Here is a 20,219-nt window from a genome sequence, read left to right as displayed (position 1 = left end):
ACCATGGTATCCCAGCTACAGCCTGTTGAAGGGTTCGGCGTAACGGAAGGTGCCCCGAACGCCGTTGGGCCATTCCGGCAGTGGCAGCAACTGGAAGTGCTCACCCCACGCCGCTTCCGGCGCTTCAACGCCAAAGGACGAGGCCGGCACGTAGCCGAAGCGTGGATAGTAGGCGGGGCTGCCGAGCAAGGCTATGCCGCGCTCCCCCATGGCTGTTGCCCGCACTGCGGTTTCACGCATCAACGCTGATCCGACACCGCGCCGCTGGAACGTCGGCAGCACACCGATGGGGCCCAAACCCAAAGCGGGCAGTTCGCCGATCCAGCCCCGGGTGGTGATGGCGTGGCCCACGATCTCCCCGCCGATCTCCGCAACAATGCTGAGTTCGGGAATGTACTCCGCGCATTCGAACAGCTCCCGCAGCAGCCCTACCTCAATGGGCGTGCCCTCCACGGGTTCGCCAGTCACCGGCGAAATGGAGAACGCCCGGGCCGTCAGGTCCAGGATCCCGGCCCGGTCCTCGGGCCGTTCGGAACGCAGCACGACGCCACGAGCCAGCAGCTGGAGCACATCCATGGCCCGGCCCGCATCTGCGGTGGGCACCAAAAGGTGGTCGTGGTGGAACCCGGCCAGGACGTTGCAGCTGATCCCCGCGTGAGTCAGGGCCGCGCTCACAGCCGCCGTGAGACCTACGGCTTCGAGGGCGGAGTGGACCTGGAGGGTGATCCACGAGGCCACAAAATCATAAGTGAGGCCCAGCCGATCGGCCTCGTCACGGTGGAGGACAACGGTCAGTCCCTCGGCCTCGCGCACGGCCGCCTCCACCTCGCCCTCCAGCGGACGCCCGTGCGGCCAGAGGGCGTACACGTACTCGCCGTCGCGGACCACGGGATGCAAGGACTGCAGGAGGGTCTTCAGGTCGGTTTCACCGGACATGCCAACAGTCTAGGGCCCGGGGAAACGCGACTGATTAAACGCCGACGGCGGCCACCCCCGCAAGGGGATGGCCGCCGTCGCGCGTGTACTACTTGGCGTCAGCAGTTACCGGGGTCTTGGCTTCCTCGGCAGCAGGCTTGGCTTCGACGGGCGCCGGGGCAGCTGCGGGCTTGGGGGCCGGCGTTGCCGCGGCCACGAAGGCACCGCGCGGGTTGTCGAGATCGATCAGCTGCGTGGTGTCGCGGCCTGCGAAGAAGGCCAGGATCCAGCCGAAGATCACGCGGAACTTGCGCTCAACGGTGGGCATCGCCATGCCGTGGTAGCCACGGTGTGCCAGCCAGGCGAGGCCGCCCTTGAGGCCGATGCGGCCGAGCAGGTTGATGTTTGCAACACCCTTCCACTCGCCGAAGCCGGCAACAGCGCCAAGGTTCTTGTGCTTGTAGTCGTGCAGCGGCTTGTCCCAGCGGGAAGCCCACAGGTTCTTGGCGAGCTTCTTGGCCTGGCGAAGTGCGTGCTGGGCGTTGGGGACGCAGGTGCCGTCCGGCAGGCCCTTGCCCGTGAGGTCCGGGACAGCGGCGATGTCGCCAGCGGCCCAGGCGTTCTCGACGATGCCTTCGTCGCCTGCGATGCGCAGGTCCGGGAGGACGCGAACGCGGCCACGGGGTTCCAGCGGGAAGTCCGTGGAGCGGATCATCGGGTTGGCCTGCACACCGGCAGCCCACACCAGGGTGTCAGCTTCAACTTCCTGCGCCGGGGTCTTGTCCGGGAGGTTGATGAGCTTGAGGTTGCCCTCGGCGCTGTCCAGGGAGGTGTTGAGGAGAACTTCGATGCCGCGGCTGCGGAGGTGCTCAACAACCCATTCTGCCTGCGAGGCGGTAACCTCGGGCATGATGCGTCCCATGGCTTCGACCAGGATGAAACGGATTTCTTCCTGGCGGATGCGCGGGTTGTTGCGCACTGCGGCGCGGGCGAGGTCTTCCATCTCGGTGAGGCACTCGATGCCGGCAAAGCCGCCACCGACTACGACGAATGTGAGGGCCTTGGCGCGCTCTGCGGGGTCGGTCATGGTGGAAGCGGCTTCAATGCGCTCCAGCACCTTGTTGCGCAGCGCAACGGCTTCCTCGATGGTCTTCAGGCCGATGCCCTTGTCCGCGAGGCCCTTGATGGGGAAGGTGCGGGTGATGGCGCCAGCAGCGATGACGACGTCGAAGTACGGGATTTCGAAGTTTTCGCCGCCGTCGGACGGGGCGATGACCGCGGTGCGGTTGGCGTGGTCGATGCTGGTGACGCGGCCCTGGATGAGCTCAGTCTGCTTGAGGTGCTGACGGTGGGAGACGACGGCGTGGCGTGCCTCGATGTTGCCGCCTGCAACTTCCGGAAGGAAGGGCTGGTAGGTCATGTACGGCAGGGGATCGACGACGGTGACGATGCCGCCGGCGTTCGCGATCTTCTTCTGCAGTTTGAGTGCTACGTACAAGCCGACGTAGCCGCCGCCGACGACGAGAACCCGGGGACGGTCAATGAGCTCTGGGGTGGTTGCCATGACACCAGAGTACAGTACTTTGTGAAAATCTTCACTAACTACTTCTTGCCGGGTGGATCCACCGTCTCCATGACTCCGGTTTCGGCTTCCTCGACCACAGGACCGGGACGTTTGGAAACCCTTCGCAGTTGAATTGCGGCACCTACGATGAGGGCGAGGAACAGGCCACCAAAACCAAGGACGACGGCGGCAGGAAGGGCGTCGTCCATGGACGCCGGCGTCTTGGCTACGGGGACGGTGGGATCGGCCAAGGTGGGCGCGGCGCTGGTGGGACTCGCGACCGGTGCCTGCGAAGGCTCGCTGAAGTCTCCGCGCCGATGCACGCGAATCCAGTCCGCGATGGAGCCCAAGGGATTGCTGGCCGCCGCGGGTACGTCGTCCTTGAGTGCAGCTTCGGCGTTGAGGATCCCGTACCCGTACAGCGGGTCCTTGCCCGGGGCGCCTGCATCCTTGGCGGTGCTGACGATCCTGTTGATGACCTGGTTGGCGCTCATCTCAGGCCACTTGGAACGGATAAGGGCGGCCACACCGGACACGATGGGTGCCGCTCCGGACGTCCCGGCCCACTCGGCGTAGCCGGCGCCTGGCATGGCACCCACCAACTTCTCCGCCGGGGCTGCGACCCCAATGCTGATGCCTTGGGACGAGGAGTCCACGCTGGCGCGTCCCTCGCCGTCCAACCCGGCGACGGTAAGGACACCTGGAATGGTGGCGGGGGCACCCACCTGGATGTTGCCACCAACCCGGTTACCGGCGGCGGCCACAATGACAACGTCCTTTTGCTCGGCGTAAAGAAACGCCGCGTCCCAGCTCTGGGGCCAGTCCGGCGAGGTGCTGCCCAAGGAAATGTTGATGACCTTGGCACCGTTGTCCACGGCCCAGCGAACAGCGTCGGGGATTTGTTCCTGGTCCGACTTGCCGCCAGGGTTCGGGGAGCCGAGCCACGTGGAAACCGAGAGGATCTGCGCCTCGGGCGCGACACCTACGATTCCGTCGGGCCCTCCGGCAGGAGGTGTACTGGGCGGCACAGGCGGCGGGGCCGAAGCGGACGCTGAAGGAGAGGCCGTGGGAGTGGTGTGTCCCCGGCCGGCAAGCATGCTCGCAACCAGGGTCCCGTGCTCTGTCTTGGCGCCGATGCTCTTTTGCCCGTTGGGAGCGCCGGCACCGGATACGTCGGTCCCTCCGACCACGACGCCGTTGAGGTCCGGGTGGCTGCCGTCAATACCGCTGTCGATGATGGCGACTTTGACGCCCGCTCCCTTGGAGACCTGCCAGGCGTTGGTGACCCCGGAGTCCTTGAGCCAAAACTCCTTGTCCCGCCAGGCGTCGGCGCTGGCAGCCGGAGCCGTCAGCAGCGCGCCCGCGAGCGTCCCGCCGGCCAGGGTGGTGGCCAGCGCGATCGAAAGGGAACGGCGGCGTCGCAACGTCATTCGGCTCCCCGGATGCTCAGCGCAATTCCGTCCAGGATGTCGTGCTCGCTGGAGACAGCAGCGCTGATGGCACCTTCACTGACCTCGGTCAGGCGCGCCAGGATGCGTCGCCACACCAAGGCACCGGCACCGATGACGTCCACGCGACCGGGATGCATGTAGGGAAGCGCTGCCCGTTCCGCACGGGTCATTTCGAGCAGGTTGGTGGCGGCGTCGCTGATCGTTTCCAGGTCGAGGGAGGCACCGTGGATCCGGCTTGGCTGGTACTCGCTCAGGCCAAGCGCGTGCGCGGTGATGGTGGTGATCGACCCGGCGACGCCAACAACGGCTGTGGCGCGGTTCAACGGCACAGCCTGGGCGGCAAGCGCAAGGGCGGCATCGACGTCGGCCTCTGCTGCGGCGATCTGGGCGGCAGTGGGCGGATCGCTGCGCAGGTGGCGTTCAGTCAGCCGCACGCATCCGATGTCCACGGAACGGGCAGCGATCACGCCGGAGGAGTCCCCCAGGACGAATTCCGTGCTGCCTCCGCCGAGGTCCACGACGAGGACGGCGTCCTCCCCCGTTATTGGAAGGACACTACTGGCCCCGGCGAACGAGAGCGCGGCTTCCTCATCCCCGGAAATTACTTCGGGCTCGACGCCAAGGAGGTCCCGGATCCCGTCCACGAAAACCTGGCGGTTGCGGGCGTCGCGGGTGGCTGATGTCGCCACGAAACGGACGGGCCCGGCACCATGTTCCTTGATGAGGGCTGCGTAGTCCCCAGCGGCGGCGAACGTGCGTTCCAGGGCTTCAGGAGCGAGCTCGCCGGTGGCGTCAACGCCTTGGCCAAGCCGCACCACGCGCATTTCGCGCACGACGTCCGTCAATGGCCCCGCAGCCCCCTCGACCGAGGTGTCCGCGATGAGCAGGCGGATGGAATTGGTTCCACAGTCGATCGCGGCGACGCGGCTCATGCGGTGCCGTCCTGGTTGCTGGCGGACTGCTCGCCAACAGCTTCAGACTTCGGCTTACGTACGGGCGCGGGGCGGCCCACGATGTCGGGCAGGCCCTGCGGGCCGTGGCGGCTGAGATCGCGGGAAGGGGCCTCCCCCGCAGTGTCCCACGCGCCGTCGCAGTAGCAGCGGTCCTTGGTCCACCACTCGGCGATTGCTTCCAAGGCTTCGTCCCCCAAGGGGTTGACGCCCGGCCCAGCAGCCAGCGAATGGCCTACCAGCACGTGCAGGCACTTGACCCGGGTGGGCATGCCGCCGGCGGAAATGCCGTCGATTTCGGGCACAGCGCCGGTTCCGGAACGGTCAGCGATCTCGTTGCGTGCCTGGAGGTAGGCTTCGTGCGCACCGCGGTACGAGTCAGCGAGTTCCCCGTCTGCGGTCAGCCGGTCGTTCATCCGGGTCATGAGCCCGCCCGCTTCCAGCCGCGACACAGCGGAGGTGATGACCGGGTGGGTCAGGTAGAACGTAGTGGGAAACGGTGTTCCGTTGCTCAGCCGGGGCGCTGTGGCCGCGACCAGCGGGTTGCCGCAGACGCACCGTGCGGGGATCTCAACGACGTCGCGGACCGGCCTGCCCAGCTGGCGGCTGAGGACCTCGAGATCGTGTGCTGACGGCTGGCGGGATTCCTGCGGCAGGGCTGCCGTGTACTCTTCCACGTGCGTTGCCAACCTTCCTGCCCGTTAGTCGTGTCCCAGGCGGGCACGACGGCGGCGGGCACCGCGTCTAGTCAGTTGCCGACCGTCTGATTGACTCCCAAAGAGCATCCACCCAGGGCAGATTCTCCGGGTTTGCAGACGATCCGGAGCCGGTGCGGCCACCCGGCGTGCCAGCGGCTTCTTCCCCGCCAAACACCCAGTAGCCCGTTTCACCCGGCATAACCATGTTAATGCGGTCTCGGGCCTGCTGTTTCACATAGTTGGGATCCTGCCAGCGGGAGATCTGCTTGTTCAGCTCCGTTTGCTCAGCTTTGCGGCTGGCAATTTCGCCCTCCAGTGCCGAGATCTCGGCACGTTTCTCCAGGAAGATCTTCACCGTGGGGGCCAACATGATGGTGATCGCAATCATGACGACCGCCAGCGCCAGCATTCGTCCGGAGAACGCCTTGGCTGGAACGGGATCGGTGTCACGCCCCTCCTTGGCAGACGGAACAGTCCGTCCGGACCCGCCGGATGTCGGCTTCGCGGAAGGGGCAGGCTTCTTTCCCGCGGCCTGGCTCTTTCCGGCGGCCGGGCTTTTTCCGGACTCCGCGGGTTTGTTTGCGCCCTTGCTGCCGCTGCCAGCCGCTGTGGTGGGCGCTGCCGCCGTCGACGGTTTCGAAGCGGTGCGTGTGGCACCGAACTCTGCCTTGATGACGTCCGCCCCACTGTTGCCCGCGCTCCCTGACCCGGCCGGGCCGGGACGGGGAGCCGGGGTGGACGGCCGGGCTGCGCTGGAGCCGGAGCCCAAGGCGTCGGCCCTGGGTACCTTCGGACGACGGGTGGCCATGACACTCCTGTAATGCCCGGTGCTTGCCTGGCGGGTTGCTGCGCTTGCTTGTTCGAGGTGGCCAGCGTTAAACAGAACCGGTGGCCATGGTCTTTCCACCATAGCCACCGGTCAGCTGTTTTCGCGGAATGCTAGCCCTTGAAACGCGGGAACGCGCTGCGGCCGGCGTAGCGTGCGGCGTCGTCGAGTTCTTCTTCGATGCGCAGCAGCTGGTTGTACTTGGCGACGCGCTCGGAGCGGGCCGGGGCACCGGTCTTGATCTGGCCCGCGTTGGTGGCAACGGCGATGTCAGCAATGGTGGTGTCCTCGGTTTCGCCGGAGCGGTGCGAGGTGATGGTGGTGTAGCCGGAGCGCTGTGCCAGCGAAACAGCATCAAGCGTTTCGGTCAGGGAACCGATCTGGTTGACCTTGACCAGCAGCGAGTTGGCCGTGGCGGCGTCGATGCCCTGCTGCAGGCGGACCGGGTTGGTGACGAAGAGGTCATCGCCCACCAGCTGGACCTTGTCACCGATGGTGTCGGTGAGGGTCTTCCAGCCTTCCCAGTCGTTCTCGTCCAGCGGGTCCTCGATGGAAACCAGCGGGTAGTCGGCAACGAGCTCGGCGTAGTAAGCGCTCATCTCGGTGGCCGAGAGTGCCTTGCCTTCGAACTGGTAGGCGCCGTCCTTGTAGAACTCGGAGGACGCGACGTCCAGGGCCAGGGCGATGTCCGTGCCCGGGGTGTAGCCGGCGTTCTTGATGGCTTCGGTGATCAGGTCAAGTGCCGCACGGTTGGACGGCAGGTTGGGGGCGAAGCCACCTTCGTCACCGAGGCCCGTGGAGAGGCCCTTTTCCTGGAGGACGGACTTGAGGTTGTGGTAGACCTCAACACCCCAGCGCAGGCCTTCGGAGAAGGTCTCGGCACCGATCGGGGCGATCATGAATTCCTGGATGTCCACATCGGAGTCGGCGTGCGAGCCACCGTTGAGGATGTTCATCAGCGGAACCGGCAGCACGTGGGCGTTCGGGCCACCCAGGTACTTGTACAGCGGCAGGTCAGCCGAAGCTGCTGCAGCGTTGGCCACCGCCAGGGAAACACCCAGGATGGCGTTGGCGCCGAGCTTGCCCTTGTTGGGGGTGCCGTCCAGGTCGATCATGGCCTGGTCGATGCTGCGCTGGTCTGTGGCGTCGAAGCCGATCAGGGCCGGCGAGATTTCGTCGATGACCGCGTCAACGGCCTTCTGGACACCCTTGCCGAGGTAACGGCCCTTGTCACCGTCACGGAGTTCGACAGCTTCGTGCTCGCCGGTGGAAGCACCGGACGGAACTGCTGCGCGGCCGATCTGGCCGTCGGAGAGCAGGACCTCAACTTCAACGGTCGGGTTTCCGCGGGAATCAAGGATCTCGCGTGCGTGGATGGCATCGATAAGCGCCATGGATGTGCTCCTTATGGGCAAATTACAGGAATGAGGAGGGAAATTCTCAACGTCCTCGTCGCTACTAGCGTAGTCCAGAGTGGCTCAGGTTACGGAACGACTTCCAACCTTTCACGTCATGAAGCCTGGGCCTGGCCGTTCTGAAACGATCGAACGGTCGCGCGGAGGGCTCGTTCGGCGTCGAGTCCTTGCTCCCGGGCCGCGGCGACGACGGCGAGCAGCAGCTCACCGAGCGCCTCTTCCGAGTCCGGGACGGCTGGAAGTCCGACGGCGGCCAGCGCGCCTTCCGCGTCGACATCCAGCCCGGCGCGGACTGCCCTGTCCAACGATTTCTGCGCCGCTGCCAGCGCCGGAAGGTGCGGCGGAATGCCCTCGAAGGGGTCCTTCCGCTCAGGCTTCTCGGCGCGTTTTGCGGCGTCCCATTTCACGATGATTTCCTCGACACTGGCCGGGAAACTCTCCTGCAGGGAACCGTCCGCTTTGAAAACGTGGCTGTTCCGCCGGACCATCTTGGCGTTGATGGACCGGGCTACGTCGTCGAAAGTGAAGCTGCCGCGCTCCTCGGCGAGCCGGGCGTGAAGCACTACCTGAAGCAGCACATCGCCCAGCTCGCCGCGAAGTTCGTCGTCCCTCGCGGGTAAGTCGCCCGCTTCGATCGAGTCCACCACTTCGTAGGCTTCCTCGATCAAATACTCCACCAGCGACTCGTGGGTCAGCGCCCCCATCCAGGGACAGTGCTCACGCAGGGCAGCGATGGTCCCCAGCAGCTCCCCCACATCGCCGGGCCGGCCCGGGAGTGCGGAGTTGTCAGCCGAGGTTGGCGTAGGCATCGTTGATGTACTCGACCAGGGCTTCACGCTCGTCCAGCGGCAGGAAAGCTGCCTCCGCGGCGTTGAGGGTCAGTTCGAGCAAATCGTCGAGGTCGTAGTCGAAGGTCTCCACCAGGAGTTCGAACTCGTCCGTCAAGGTGACCCCGCTCATGAGGCGGTTGTCCGTGTTGATGGTCACGTTGAAACCGAGCTGGAACAGCATGTCCACGGGGTGGCTTTCGATGCCCTCACCGAAGCTGGAGATCGCGCCCGTCTGCAGGTTCGATGAGGGGCAGATCTCCAAGGCGATGCCGCGGTCGCGGACCCAGGCGGCCACGCTGCCGATGGTCACCATCCCAATGGTGTCTTCGCCGTCGTCGTCGGAGTTGTCCTCAAACTCAACGGAGATGTCCTCGGCGATCCGCACGCCGTGGCCAAGGCGCAGTGCCCGGCCGTCAACCAGTGCCGATTGGATGCTGTCCAGGCCTGCAGCCTCACCGGCGTGGACGGTTGCAGGGAAGTTGTTTTCGGCGAGGTAGGTGAAAGCGTCCTTGAACCGGGACGGCAGGAAGCCGTCTTCGGCGCCGGCAATGTCGAAGCCTACGGCGCCGTTGGCCCGGTGACGGACGGCGAGTTCGGCGATCTCCTGGCCGCGGTCGGCGTGGCGCATGGCGGTGATTAGCTGACCCACCTGGATCTGCTGCCCGCGCTCCTCGGCCGCGTCCACGCCGGCTTCGAGGCCACTCTGGACGGCCTCTACCACTTCGTCCAGGGTCAGGCCCTTCTGGAGGTGCTGCTCGGGAGCCCAGCGGACTTCGCCGTACACCACGCCGTCCTCGGCGAGGTCTTCCACGAATTCCTTGGCGACCCGGAACAGGCCTTCCTTGGTCTGCATGACGGCGATGGTGTGGTCGAACGTTTCAAGATAACGGACCAGGGAGCCGGAGTCGGCGGACTCGCGGAACCATTCGCCCAGGGCCACGGGATCGGTGGAGGGCAGTGTGTGGCCGACGGCTTCCGCCAGCTCAATGATGGTGGCGGGGCGGAGACCTCCGTCCAAATGATCGTGGAGGGAAACCTTGGGAAGGCTCTTCAGGTCGAAGTCGAGGGCAGGGGCGGCGTCAAGTATGGGCTCAGTCACGTACTAAGACTAGTCCCCACCGGCAGGTGCGGGCCGCTTAGCCGGCCGGCTTGGAGAGGTCGACGCCGGCAACTGCGGTTTGCTGCGGGTCCGGCTTGGTTGCGTGCGCAGATGCCGCAGCCTCGCGGGCTTGGTCTTTCCTCTCCAGGTACTTGTGCCACCAGCGCAATGCGTGGTCAACCACGACGCCGAGGACCACCGCGAATGCCACAGCGATGCCGACACCGAGCAGTGGGTTGTTGTGTACCCACTGGCCGGCGAGGAGGCCGATGCCGATGGAGTATCCCACCCAGGTGACGCACGCGAAGGCGTCCAGGAGGAAGAAGGTCCGGTGGCGGAAGCCGGTCTGGCCTGCCACGTAGTTCACCGCGACGCGTCCCCAAGGAATGTAGCGGGCCGTGAAAATGAGGACCGCTCCGCGCTTATCCAGCTCGTATTGGGCCCAGGCGAACATCTTCTGGACTTTGGGTCGTCGCATCCACTTCCAGCGGGTGAGGCCGATTTTGCGGCCCAGCATGTATGCCATGTTGTCGCCGGCCATGGCACCGACCAGTGCTGTGGCCCCAAGGATCCACAGGTTGGGCTCTCCGCTGTGAAGGGACAGCGCCGAGAGGCCAACGATGGCCGTTTCACTGGGCAGGATGGTGGCAAAACCATCAATAAAGAAGAAGACCAGGAGTACCGGGTAAATCCAGGGCTGCCCGGCTGCATGCTCGAGCATTTGGTTCAAAGACTCCACGCGGCGGTAGCTCCTAGATGAATATGACTTGACACTGTGACCAAAGTCGCTCTTAGTGTCCCACGGCCGGGACGTCGTTCGCTACGTCCCAGCCTTGGGATCACGCGTTTAACGCTACCGGTGCGGTCCCCGTTCCGTCGTCAGCCGCGGGACTGATCTTGCGGAGCCATCAACGTCATACCGTGGGTGGAGGTGGGGCGCCTTCCCCGGGGATGTTTTTTCGGTCCAGCGGCACGGATCCACGGACCCTGCTGATGATGCGATCGATGATGACGCCCAGGATCACTGCCACGACGATCGCTATGACTGCGCCCAGCAGATGGTTGTGCTCGAACCAGACTCCGAAGAAGTATCCAAGCACCACCGAGTACGAGGCCCACAGGATCGCGGACATGGCGGTGAGGCCAACGAAGCGCCGGTGGTTGAAGTGCGTGGCGCCCGCTGTCAGGTTGACCGCCACCCTCCCGATCGGGATGAATCGCGCCACCATGATCAGGGACGCCGCCCGGCGTCGGAGTTCCTTGCCCGCCCAGCGGAAGGCGCCTTGCATCCGCTGCGTTCGCATCCATCGCCACCGATGGATGCCAATCCGTTGCCCAATGATGTAGGCGAGGTTATCGCCCGCGAAAGCGCCGAGGGCCGCCATCAAACCCAGAAGCCACACATTAGGCAAGCCGCTGCTCCCCGATACGGCGCTCAGGCCCACCACCACCGATTCGCTGGGGATCGGTGGAAAAAAGCCATCGATCAGGCAGCACGCCAACACCAGGAACAACACCCAGGGCTGCCCTGCCGCGGCGAGGATGAAATCGTTGATGCCCTGCACGGTTTCCTTACGGTAGCCGGCTCCACCTGGGGCGCCGGATGGCTGGTGATCCGGGCCGTCCCTGACGAACAGCCCGGAACACTTAAGCCTAGGCGATGCGGTCGATGATGAGCTGATGTGCCGGGCGTGATCCCTCGGGGGCAATCACCACGGCGTCCTGGAGTGCTTCCTTGGCGCGGTCGAACTTTTCCGGCGTGTCCGTAAGCAACGTCATCAGGGGTTCACCGGCGCGCACCAGCGCACCCGGCTTGGCATGCAAGCGGACGCCTGCCCCGGCCTGGACCTGGTCCTCCTTGCGGGCCCGTCCGGCCCCAAGGCGCCAGGCGGCAACACCCACCGAGAGCGCGTCCAGCCCCACCAGGACGCCGTCAGCGGGTGCGTAAACAACCTCCGACTCCCTGGCCACGGGAAGGGCTGCCCGCGGGTCCCCACCTTGGGCTTCGATCATCCTGTTCCACACGTCCATGGCCCGGCCGTCCTTGAGGGCCGCGGCCGGATCGGCGTCGTGGATACCGGCACCGGCCAGCATCTCCTCGGCCAGCCGGACAGTCAGTTCGACGACGTCTTCCGGACCACCGCCGGAAAGGACCTCCACCGACTCCTCAACCTCGATCGCATTGCCCGCGGTCAGGCCCAGCGGAGTGGACATGTCCGTGATCAGCGCAACGGTGTGGACCCCGGCGTCCTTCCCCAGGGCCACCATGGTCTCGGCGAGCTCACGTGCCCGTGCCTCATCCTTCATGAAAGCACCCGAGCCCACCTTGACGTCGAGCACCAGCGAACCAGTGCCCTCGGCGATCTTCTTGCTCATGATCGAGGAAGCAATCAGCGGGATGGCTTCCACGGTGCCTGTGACATCGCGCAGCGCGTACAGCTTCTTGTCCGCCGGCGCGAGCCCGGAACCTGCCGCGCAAATGACCGCACCCACGTCCTGGAGCTGCGCCATGATCTCGTCATTGCTCAAGTTGGCCCGCCACCCCGGAATGGCCTCAAGCTTGTCCAAGGTGCCGCCTGTGTGGCCAAGGCCGCGGCCCGAAAGCTGTGGAACCGCGACGCCGAAGACCGCCACAAGCGGCGCCAGCGGCAGGGTGATCTTGTCCCCCACCCCACCGGTGGAGTGCTTGTCGCTGGTAGCCTTCCGGCCGCCGTCGGGCGTTGTCAACGACGAAAAGTCCATCCGCTCGCCCGAGGCGATCATGGCGGAAGTCCACCGCGAAATCTCGGCACGGTCCATGCCGTTGAGCAGGATGGCCATGTTCAGCGCCGCCATCTGCTCCTCGGCGATAACGCCGCGCGTGTAGGCGTCGATGGTCCAGTCGATCTGCTCGGGAGTGAGCGTGCCTTTGTCCCGTTTGATGGAAATGATCTGGACGGCGTCGAATGCTTCAGTGCTGGTCACGGGGTTTCCTCCAGATTTTCGGGACCGAAGGCATCAGGAAGCACCTGGTCCATGGATTTGATGCCCTGCGTTGTCATGAGCTGCATGCCCGGTGCCCGGAACTCGTACAGCAGCTGGCGGCAGCGCCCGCACGGCATGAGGACGTTGCCCTGGCCATCCACGCAATAGAACGCAGCGATCCGGCCGCCACCGGTCATGTGGAGTTGGCCCACCAGGGCGCATTCGGCACAGAGGGTCAGGCCATAGCTGGCGTTCTCCACATTGCAGCCGCTGACAATCCGGCCGTCCTCGGTAAGGGCCGCAGCCCCTACCGGGAACTTCGAATACGGCGCGTATGCACGCTCCATAGCCTGTTTTGCCGCGTCTTCAAGGGCTTCCCAGTCGACGTTGTTTGCCGGCATGGTCAACCCTTCACGTACGGTATGCCGCTGGCGGCCGGTGGCCGCGACTTACCCACCAAACCGGCGACGGCGAAGATGGTCACCAGATACGGCAGCATGGCCATGAACTGGCTGGGCACCGGAGTGCCGATGATGCCCAGGATGGACTGCAGGTTGTAGGCGAAGCCAAACAGCAGCGAAGCAAGGAAGGCACCGATCGGGTTCCATCGGCCAAAGATCAGCGCGGCCAGGGCAATAAAGCCACGGCCACCGGAGATGTCCTTGGTGAAGGAATCGATGGTGACCAGCGTGAACACGGCGCCGCCGATACCGGCGATGGCGCCGCCAAGGGTGACGTTCCAGAAACGGGTGGCGTTGACGTTGATGCCCAACGTATCGGCCGCCTGCGGGTGTTCGCCGACGGCGCGGACGCGAAGCCCCCACCGCGTCTTGAACAGGCCGAACCAGACCACGGCCACTGCAACGTACATCAGGTAGCCGGCGATGGACTGCTCAAACAGGATCGGTCCGATGATGGGGATGTCCGAGAGGAGCGGAATCGGAAGGATGTCCAGCCGGCCCGGGGTGTTGAACTGTTCCTTGTTCGGCACCATCAGTGTTCCGTAGAGGAAACCGGTGAGGCCGGAGACCAACACGTTCAGTACCACGCCAACGATGATCTGGTTGACAAGGTATTTGATGCTGAACACGGCCAGGACCATGGACACTGCAGCACCCGCGGCAGCGGCAGCGATCAGGCCGATATAGGGGCTGCCGGTCATCGTGGCCACCAAGGCCGCGGTGAATGCGCCACCCAGGAGTTGGCCTTCGATCGCGATGTTGACCACGCCGACCCGTTCACATAAGACGCCCGACAACGAACCGAAAACCAAGGGCACGGCCAGCGTCACCGAACCGGCAACAAGGCCAGCCAACGAGATGGACGGCTGGCGTGCACCGGCCACAATCCAGACCAGCAAGGCAAACACGAACACCACGGCAAACGCGATGGGCAGCCACTTCGGTGAGCGCTCCCCCCGCGTCCACAGGTAGATCGAATACGCCGCCATGGCCAGCAGGAGGATGCCCAGGACAACCCCGCCCACCTGGCCCGGGATCATCAAGGCAGGCACGGCAACAGCATCCCCGGAATCGCTGATCTTCATCTCGGCGGTCTGGTCCGGGCCCAGGAAACCGAAGAAGACCAGCGCTATCAGCGCCAGGACTCCAAGCGAGATGGGGACCTTCATGGAAGGCCGGAATGCAGGCAGGGCCGTTGCTCCCGACCTGGGAGCGGTGGTTGTAGCGCTCACTTGGCACCTCCGGTGGCGTTGGCAAGGGCAGCCTTCGGGGCCGCTTTCGGTGTCTTGTCCTTCTTCTTGGGTTCAAGCCTGAAGATGGACCGGATCAGTGGCGGCGCCGCAATGAACAGGACGATCAGCGATTGCACCACCAGCACGATGTCGATGGGCGTACCCGTTTGGATCTGCATTTGAACGGCTCCGGCGCGGAACGCACCGAACAGCAGGCCAGCGAAGAACGTTCCCCACGGAGTGCTGCGGCCCAGCAGGGCAACAGTGATGGAGTCGAAGCCGATCTGGGCCGCGACGCCACCGGTCAGTACCTTTTCGGTACCGGCCACCTGGGCGACGCCGCCGAACGCAGCCAGCGCACCGGCCATGGCCATCACCATGATGGTGGCGCGGGATACCTTGACGCCGGCGGTCCGTGCTGCGATGGGATTCGCGCCGACGGCACGGAATTCGAAGCCGATGGTGGAACGGTTGAGCAGCCACCACACGCCGTACGTCAGTGCCACTGCCACGAGGAAGCCAAGGTGGAGCCTGGAACCCGGGATGAGCACAGGGTATGCGGCCGTCTCGTCAAGGCGCGGCGAAATGGGGCTGTTGTCTCCCGGACGGCGGAATGCTGCGGTGTTCAGAAGGAAGTCCAGCAGGAACAACGCCACATAGTTCAGCATGATGGTCACGATCACCTCATGCGCACCGGTCCGGGCCTTGAGGATGCCAACGATCGCGCCCCACACTGCACCGCCCAGGACACCCATGATGATGACCACCAGCAGGTGCAGGCCGAATGGCAAATGCCACGCGAAGCCGACGTAGGCTGCAAGGGTGGCGCTGATAATGATCTGCCCCTGGGCGCCGATGTTGAACAAGCCCGCACGGAACGCCAGGGCGACGCCGAGGCCCGCACAGATCAGCGGGGTGGCAACGGTCATGGTTTCCAGGATGGGCTTGAAGCCTTCACGAGGGCTGAAAACGGAACCTTGGAAGAGGGCGCCGTAACTCTCGGTCATTGCAGCCCACAAGGCACTTAGGAAGTCAGTGGGCCGCGCGAAGAGGTAGCCCGCAGTCTTGGCCACCTGGCTGTCCGTGCTGGCAATCAGCAGGCCGCCAAGGAAGAGCGCGACGATCACCGCCAGGACGGACACAAAGCCGTTTCCCATGACGATGCGGCGCATCACGCTGGCCTGCTGGTGGCCCGAGTCTCCGCTCTGGGAGGACACCGGGACAATGGACGGTTCCAGCATTCCGCCGGCAGTATCGAGTGCGACGTCCGCCGCCCGTACCTCCGCCGTGGACTCAGCGGGGTTCTGATCGCTCTTGGCCTGATCCTTCTCAGTCATCGGAGCCTCCTTCCGGGCCGACGCCGGCCATCATCAAGCCGAGGGTGTCCCTGGGAGTTCCCGCAGGGACAATGCCCACGAGCTTGCCCTTGTACAGCACCGCGATCCGGTCTGCGAGCTCAATGACCTCATCGAGCTCAGTGGATACGATCATCACCGGTGTTCCCACATCGCGTTCGGCAACGATGCGCTTATGCAGGAACTCAATGGATCCCACATCCACGCCGCGTGTGGGCTGGCTTGCGATGAACAGCCGCAACGGGCGGGACAGTTCACGCGCCATCACAACTTTCTGCTGGTTACCGCCGGACAGTGTTCCTGCAGCAGAACCGGCCGAAGGTGTCCGGATATCGAACTCCTCGATCTTGGCCTTGGCATGTTCGGCAACCTTGGCGGGCTTCATGCTGATACCGCTCGCGAACGGGGCTTGATCGTAGAGGTCAAGGACCAGGTTCTCGGCGACCGAGAACGGACCAACAAGTCCGTCCACTGTGCGGTCCTCCGGGACGAACCCGACGCCGGAACGCAGCACATCCTTGACGGGCAGGCCAAGCAGCTGCTTTCCATCCAGGGTCACGGATCCGGTGACGTGCTCCTGCACGCCAAGGATGGCTTCCGTCAGTTCCGTTTGGCCGTTGCCCTGGACACCGGCGACGGCGAGGATCTCACCCTGGGCGATGTCGAAGCTGATGCCATCCACCACGTTGGTGCCGTTGGCTGCACGCACGGTCAGGTTCTCCACGACAAACGTGGTTTCCTTCGGCTGGGCTGGAGCTTTATCCAGGCTCAGGCTGACGGGGCGGCCCACCATCATGGAGGCCAGCTCGGTAGCGGACGCTGTGGGAGGCGCATCCCCCACCACTTTGCCCCGGCGGATGACGGTGATGACGTCCGAAACAGCCTTCACTTCGCGGAGCTTGTGCGAAATGAAAACAATGGAGGTGCCACTCGCCTTGAGCTGCCGCATGATGTCCAGGAGTTCATCGGTTTCCTGGGGTGTCAGCACGGCCGTGGGCTCGTCGAGGATGAGCACCTTGGCTTCGCGTACCAGTGCCTTGATGATTTCGACGCGCTGCTGGACACCCACGGGGAGGTCCTCCACGAGCGCGTCGGGATCAACATCGAAACCGTACCTGTCAGAGATCTCCCGGATCTTCTTGCGGGTTTCGTCGATGCTCAGGACGCCGCCGAACTTGGTTGGTTCGGCACCGAGGGCCACGTTTTCTGCCACCGTGAAGACGGGAACCAGCATGAAGTGCTGGTGCACCATGCCAATGCCGGCCGCCATGGCATCGCCGGGGCCGCGGAAGCTGACGGGCTTGTCGTCCACCAGGATGTGGCCGGCGGTGGGTTCATAGAGCCCGTAGAGCACGTTCATGAGGGTCGATTTGCCGGCCCCGTTTTCGCCCAGGAGGCAATGGATCTGGCCGGATTCGACCACGAGGTCAATATCTTGGTTGGCGTAGAAGGTCCCGAAGGCTTTCGAGATCCCCTTCAATTCGAGTTTCACAACTCCACCGTTCTGTGAGTCCGAGGGACTGTACTGCCCGCAAGCCGTTGGCTTGGGTTCAGCCTAGTCAGGGCAAAAACGCGCCGCCAGTACCGGGGCACGGTACTGGCGGCGCGTTCAGGAATTGTTTACTTCTTGGGGCTCGCTGCCGATTCGACAACCAGCTTGCCGGAGACGATGTCCGCCTTCAGGGCATCGAGTTCGGTCTTGGTGTCAGCCGAAACAGCGGAGTCGAGGTCGTGGAACGGAGCGATAGCAACGCCGTCGTTCTCCAGCGTGCCGACGTAAGCGGTGTTGCTGAACTTGCCGTCCTTGTCGTCCTTCACCACGGTCTCCACGGCTTCGCCCATCTGCTTGACCACGGAGGTCAGCATGAGGTCCTTGTACTCGGGAGCCGTGAGGTAGCCATCGGAGTCAACCCAGATGAGCTTGACGTCCTTACCTGCAGCCTTGGCTTCCTTCAGTGCAGCACCGGCACCCTTGCCTACCGGGCCGGCTACGGGCATCACGATGTCCGCGCCCTGGTCCAGCAGGTTGATGGTGACCTGCTTGCCGGTGTCCTGCTTTTCGAAGTCGCCCGTGAACGAGCCGTCCTGGGTGTTCTTGTCCCAGCCGACAACCTGCACGGACTTGCCCTTGGCCTTGTTGTAGGCTTGGACGCCGTCGTAGAAGCCATCCATGAAGATGGTGACAGTGGGGATCTTGATGCCGCCGAAGGTACCGACCTTGCCGGTCTTGGTGGTGGCCGCAGCAGCGTAACCGGCCAGGTAGGCGGCCTGCGCGGTGTCATAAACAACGGGCTTCACGTTGGCGATGGGCTTGTCGTACGTGTAGTCGATGATCGCGAAGTGCTTGTCCGTGTTCTTCTCTGCAGCGGCCTTGGTGGCATCGCCCAGGAGGAAGCCGACGGTGACCGTGAGGTTGCAGCCAGCGGAGATCATGCCGTTGAGGTTGGTCTCGAAGTCGCTGTTGGCCTTGGATTCGGCGGACTTCATGGTGATGCCGAGGTCCTTCTCGGACTTCTTGAGGCCTTCGAACGAGGACTGGTTGAAGGACTGGTCATCGAATCCACCGGAGTCGGACACGATGCATCCCACATAGTCGCTCTTGGTGGCAGCGCCGGATCCGGCGTCGGGAGCCTGGCCACAGCCGGTCAGCAGGAGCGCTGCTGCGCCGACGGTTGCGACGCCGGCCATTGAACCGCGCTTCAGGGTGGCACGCAGTGGTTTCTTCAATTTTCCTCCAGGAAGAAAGTGATTGGCGCTACGACGGATGGTCAATGAGTGTCCGTTTCCTATACCTGAGGCAGAAATTCTGTTTTCACTGATGCTCGCAGCTGCGCCTAAGCGCATTGATGGAACCAACACTAGTGTCCTAAAACACACCCGGATAGCACATCGCGGTCCCGGAGGGCAGATTGTTGACCTTTTGTTACCAAGCAGTAGCCGGGTGCGCAAGTCACACCCGGCTACTTGGACCTTAGAGTCGGACGAGCATCTTTCCGGTGTTCGCTCCGTCGAGCAGGTCGATGAAGGCCTGGGGTGCGTTTTCGAGGCCATCGACGATCGTCTCGTCGTAGCTCACACTGCCGTCGGCGAGCCAGCCGGCCATCTTCTGCGCGAACTCGGCAGCGTGCTGGCGCTGTCCGCCCACCAGGAAACCGCGCAACGTCAGTTGCTTGCCGATGGCGACAGCCAGGTTGCGGGGAGCGACCGTCGGCTCGGTGGAGTTGTACTGGGCGATGGCGCCGCACATGGCCACGCGTCCGCCGACAGTCAGCGTCGCCAGGGCAGCCTCAAGGTGCTCGCCACCGACGTTGTCGAAGTAGACGTCGATGCCACGCTCCCCCGCTGCTTCACGCAGCTGGTCCAGCACCGGGGCGTCGTTGTAGTTGAAGGCCGAGTCGAAGCCAAGCTCCAGGAGTCGGGCCACCTTCTCCGGGGAGCCCGCACTGCCGATCACCTTGGAAGCGCCCATGGCCTTAGCGATCTGGCCCACCATGGAGCCAACGGCCCCGGCCGCGCCCGAGACGAACACGACGTCGCCTTCCTTGAACTCGGCCACCTTCAACAGGCCCGCGTAGGCGGTCAATCCCGTCATGCCCAACGCACCGAGGAACGCCGAGGTCGGCGCCAGGCCGCCCGGGACAGGCGTGGTTGACGCCGCATCCACTACCGCGTGTTCGCGCCACCCCAGTTGATGCACGACGACGTCACCCACCTTGTGCGCGTCCGAACGGGACGCGATCACCTCACCTACGGCACCGCCGTCGAGCGCTGCATCGAGGCGGAACGGCGCCGAGTACGACTTCACGTCGTTCATGCGGCCACGCATGTAGGGGTCCACGGACATGAACTGGTTCTTCACCAGGAGCTGTCCCTCCGCCAATTCAGGCAGTTCGGCCTTGGCCAGGCGGAAGTTCTCTTGCGCCGGGCGGCCTACGGGACGGGAGGCGAGCTGGATTTCGCGGGTTTCGGCGGGCAGGGCCGTTGTTGCGGCGCTCATGCTGCAAACTCAACGAGCTTGAGGTCAACTGCCATGTTTCCGCGCGTGGCGTTGGAGTAAGGGCAGATCTGGTGGGCTTTGGTCATGAGCTGTTCTGCGGTCTCACGGTCCAGTGCCGGCAGGGCAATTTCAAGTTCGGCGGCTAGTCCGTAGCCTTCGCTGTCCGTCAACGCACCAAAGTGGATCTTGGCTGCAACGGCCGAATCGCTGAGGTCCACCCGCTCCTTGCGGCCCACCAGGCGGAGGGCGGAGTGGAAGCATGCGGCGTAACCGGCAGCGAAAAGCTGCTCCGGGTTGGTGCCTTCGCCGTTGCCACCGAGTTCCACGGGGCTGGCGAGGGCGACGTCCAGCTTGCCATCGTTGGTACGGGCGTTGCCGTCACGGCCTTCGCCGGAGGCCAGTGCCTCAGCAGTGTAAAGAGTCTTCATGGTGCTTCCGTTTCTCTTCGGTAATGGGTGGCTT

At 64.4% G+C, this 20,219-nt stretch carries 19 protein-coding genes; all 19 read right to left on the bottom strand.

What is annotated here, in order from left to right; genetic code table 11:
* Positions 1 to 15 precede the first annotated feature (15 nt).
* On the bottom strand, positions 16 to 936 hold the full coding sequence (locus tag J2Y68_RS05635; RefSeq protein ID WP_309990830.1) for an N-acetyltransferase: 921 nt from the start codon (positions 934 to 936) through the stop codon (positions 16 to 18).
* An 88-nt stretch (positions 937 to 1,024) separates the two neighbouring features.
* The gene (locus J2Y68_RS05630; protein WP_309990827.1) at positions 1,025 to 2,479 is read right to left on the bottom strand and encodes an NAD(P)/FAD-dependent oxidoreductase; all 1,455 of its coding nucleotides are present in this window, start codon (positions 2,477 to 2,479) and stop codon (positions 1,025 to 1,027) included.
* Between the two features lie 38 nt (positions 2,480 to 2,517).
* The gene (locus J2Y68_RS05625) at positions 2,518 to 3,909 is read right to left on the bottom strand and encodes a S8 family serine peptidase (protein ID WP_309990824.1); all 1,392 of its coding nucleotides are present in this window, start codon (positions 3,907 to 3,909) and stop codon (positions 2,518 to 2,520) included.
* Entirely contained in the window at positions 3,906 to 4,862 is a 957-nt protein-coding gene (locus J2Y68_RS05620) for a Ppx/GppA phosphatase family protein (protein WP_309990821.1), read from the bottom strand. The genes J2Y68_RS05625 and J2Y68_RS05620 overlap by 4 nt, the downstream gene beginning before the upstream one ends.
* Complete coding sequence (locus J2Y68_RS05615) at positions 4,859 to 5,557, bottom strand: DUF501 domain-containing protein (protein ID WP_309990818.1); 699 nt, start codon at positions 5,555 to 5,557, stop codon at positions 4,859 to 4,861. Before J2Y68_RS05615 ends, J2Y68_RS05620 begins: the two co-directional genes overlap by 4 nt.
* A gap of 67 nt (positions 5,558 to 5,624) precedes the next feature.
* Positions 5,625 to 6,386 carry an FtsB family cell division protein gene (locus J2Y68_RS05610; protein ID WP_309990815.1) on the bottom strand — a complete coding sequence of 254 codons (762 nt, stop codon included), beginning with the start codon at positions 6,384 to 6,386 and terminating at the stop codon, positions 5,625 to 5,627.
* A 131-nt stretch (positions 6,387 to 6,517) separates the two neighbouring features.
* Entirely contained in the window at positions 6,518 to 7,798 is a 1,281-nt protein-coding gene (gene eno, locus J2Y68_RS05605) for a phosphopyruvate hydratase (RefSeq protein WP_235519264.1), read from the bottom strand.
* Between the two features lie 116 nt (positions 7,799 to 7,914).
* On the bottom strand, positions 7,915 to 8,628 hold the full coding sequence (locus J2Y68_RS05600) for a MazG nucleotide pyrophosphohydrolase domain-containing protein (protein ID WP_309990811.1): 714 nt from the start codon (positions 8,626 to 8,628) through the stop codon (positions 7,915 to 7,917).
* Entirely contained in the window at positions 8,606 to 9,748 is a 1,143-nt protein-coding gene (locus J2Y68_RS05595) for an adenosine deaminase (RefSeq protein ID WP_309990808.1), read from the bottom strand. Before J2Y68_RS05595 ends, J2Y68_RS05600 begins: the two co-directional genes overlap by 23 nt.
* Positions 9,749 to 9,785: 37 nt before the next feature.
* Positions 9,786 to 10,469 carry a DedA family protein gene (locus tag J2Y68_RS05590; RefSeq protein WP_309991640.1) on the bottom strand — a complete coding sequence of 228 codons (684 nt, stop codon included), beginning with the start codon at positions 10,467 to 10,469 and terminating at the stop codon, positions 9,786 to 9,788.
* 193 nt (positions 10,470 to 10,662) lie between these two features.
* On the bottom strand, positions 10,663 to 11,313 hold the full coding sequence (locus J2Y68_RS05585) for a DedA family protein (protein ID WP_309990805.1): 651 nt from the start codon (positions 11,311 to 11,313) through the stop codon (positions 10,663 to 10,665).
* An 88-nt stretch (positions 11,314 to 11,401) separates the two neighbouring features.
* Positions 11,402 to 12,712 (bottom strand): thymidine phosphorylase, encoded by a 1,311-nt coding sequence (locus tag J2Y68_RS05580; protein WP_309990803.1) that lies wholly within the window; start codon positions 12,710 to 12,712, stop codon positions 11,402 to 11,404.
* A complete protein-coding gene (locus tag J2Y68_RS05575; protein WP_309990800.1) occupies positions 12,709 to 13,113 on the bottom strand; it encodes a cytidine deaminase in 405 nt (134 codons plus the stop codon). Before J2Y68_RS05575 ends, J2Y68_RS05580 begins: the two co-directional genes overlap by 4 nt.
* A gap of 2 nt (positions 13,114 to 13,115) precedes the next feature.
* Entirely contained in the window at positions 13,116 to 14,405 is a 1,290-nt protein-coding gene (locus J2Y68_RS05570) for an ABC transporter permease (RefSeq protein WP_211713092.1), read from the bottom strand.
* Positions 14,402 to 15,742: an ABC transporter permease gene (locus J2Y68_RS05565; protein ID WP_309990793.1), complete on the bottom strand. Its 1,341-nt coding sequence runs from the start codon at positions 15,740 to 15,742 to the stop codon at positions 14,402 to 14,404. Before J2Y68_RS05565 ends, J2Y68_RS05570 begins: the two co-directional genes overlap by 4 nt.
* Positions 15,735 to 17,252, bottom strand: coding sequence for an ABC transporter ATP-binding protein (locus J2Y68_RS05560; RefSeq protein WP_309990790.1), 1,518 nt, complete (start codon positions 17,250 to 17,252; stop codon positions 15,735 to 15,737). The genes J2Y68_RS05565 and J2Y68_RS05560 overlap by 8 nt, the downstream gene beginning before the upstream one ends.
* 128 nt (positions 17,253 to 17,380) lie before the next feature.
* On the bottom strand, positions 17,381 to 18,487 hold the full coding sequence (locus tag J2Y68_RS05555) for a BMP family lipoprotein (RefSeq protein ID WP_442789708.1): 1,107 nt from the start codon (positions 18,485 to 18,487) through the stop codon (positions 17,381 to 17,383).
* A gap of 244 nt (positions 18,488 to 18,731) precedes the next feature.
* Positions 18,732 to 19,757: an NADP-dependent oxidoreductase gene (locus J2Y68_RS05550; protein WP_309990785.1), complete on the bottom strand. Its 1,026-nt coding sequence runs from the start codon at positions 19,755 to 19,757 to the stop codon at positions 18,732 to 18,734.
* Positions 19,754 to 20,185 (bottom strand): organic hydroperoxide resistance protein, encoded by a 432-nt coding sequence (locus J2Y68_RS05545; protein WP_211713087.1) that lies wholly within the window; start codon positions 20,183 to 20,185, stop codon positions 19,754 to 19,756. The genes J2Y68_RS05550 and J2Y68_RS05545 overlap by 4 nt, the downstream gene beginning before the upstream one ends.
* Positions 20,186 to 20,219: the final 34 nt, after the last annotated feature.

It is taken from the genome of Paenarthrobacter nitroguajacolicus, from assembly GCF_031455195.1.
GTDB classification, from domain to species: Bacteria; Actinomycetota; Actinomycetes; order Actinomycetales; family Micrococcaceae; genus Arthrobacter; species Arthrobacter nitroguajacolicus_D.
The sequence above is the reverse complement of the archived record's forward strand: the minus strand, read 5'-3'. Positions and strand labels throughout refer to the sequence as shown.

Bases quoted from the DNA above. Each gene is read 5' to 3' on its own strand.
- J2Y68_RS05635 (WP_309990830.1), bottom strand. From the start codon at position 936: ATGTCCGGTGAAACCGACCTGAAGACCCTCCTGCAGTCCTTGCATCCC.
- J2Y68_RS05630 (WP_309990827.1), bottom strand. From the start codon at position 2,479: ATGGCAACCACCCCAGAGCTCATTGACCGTCCCCGGGTTCTCGTCGTC.
- J2Y68_RS05625 (WP_309990824.1), bottom strand. From the start codon at position 3,909: ATGACGTTGCGACGCCGCCGTTCCCTTTCGATCGCGCTGGCCACCACC.
- J2Y68_RS05620 (WP_309990821.1), bottom strand. From the start codon at position 4,862: ATGAGCCGCGTCGCCGCGATCGACTGTGGAACCAATTCCATCCGCCTG.
- J2Y68_RS05610 (WP_309990815.1), bottom strand. From the start codon at position 6,386: ATGGCCACCCGTCGTCCGAAGGTACCCAGGGCCGACGCCTTGGGCTCC.
- eno (WP_235519264.1), bottom strand. From the start codon at position 7,798: ATGGCGCTTATCGATGCCATCCACGCACGCGAGATCCTTGATTCCCGC.
- J2Y68_RS05600 (WP_309990811.1), bottom strand. From the start codon at position 8,628: ATGCCTACGCCAACCTCGGCTGACAACTCCGCACTCCCGGGCCGGCCC.
- J2Y68_RS05590 (WP_309991640.1), bottom strand. From the start codon at position 10,469: ATGCTCGAGCATGCAGCCGGGCAGCCCTGGATTTACCCGGTACTCCTG.
- J2Y68_RS05575 (WP_309990800.1), bottom strand. From the start codon at position 13,113: ATGCCGGCAAACAACGTCGACTGGGAAGCCCTTGAAGACGCGGCAAAA.
- J2Y68_RS05565 (WP_309990793.1), bottom strand. From the start codon at position 15,742: ATGACTGAGAAGGATCAGGCCAAGAGCGATCAGAACCCCGCTGAGTCC.
- J2Y68_RS05550 (WP_309990785.1), bottom strand. From the start codon at position 19,757: ATGAGCGCCGCAACAACGGCCCTGCCCGCCGAAACCCGCGAAATCCAG.
- J2Y68_RS05545 (WP_211713087.1), bottom strand. From the start codon at position 20,185: ATGAAGACTCTTTACACTGCTGAGGCACTGGCCTCCGGCGAAGGCCGT.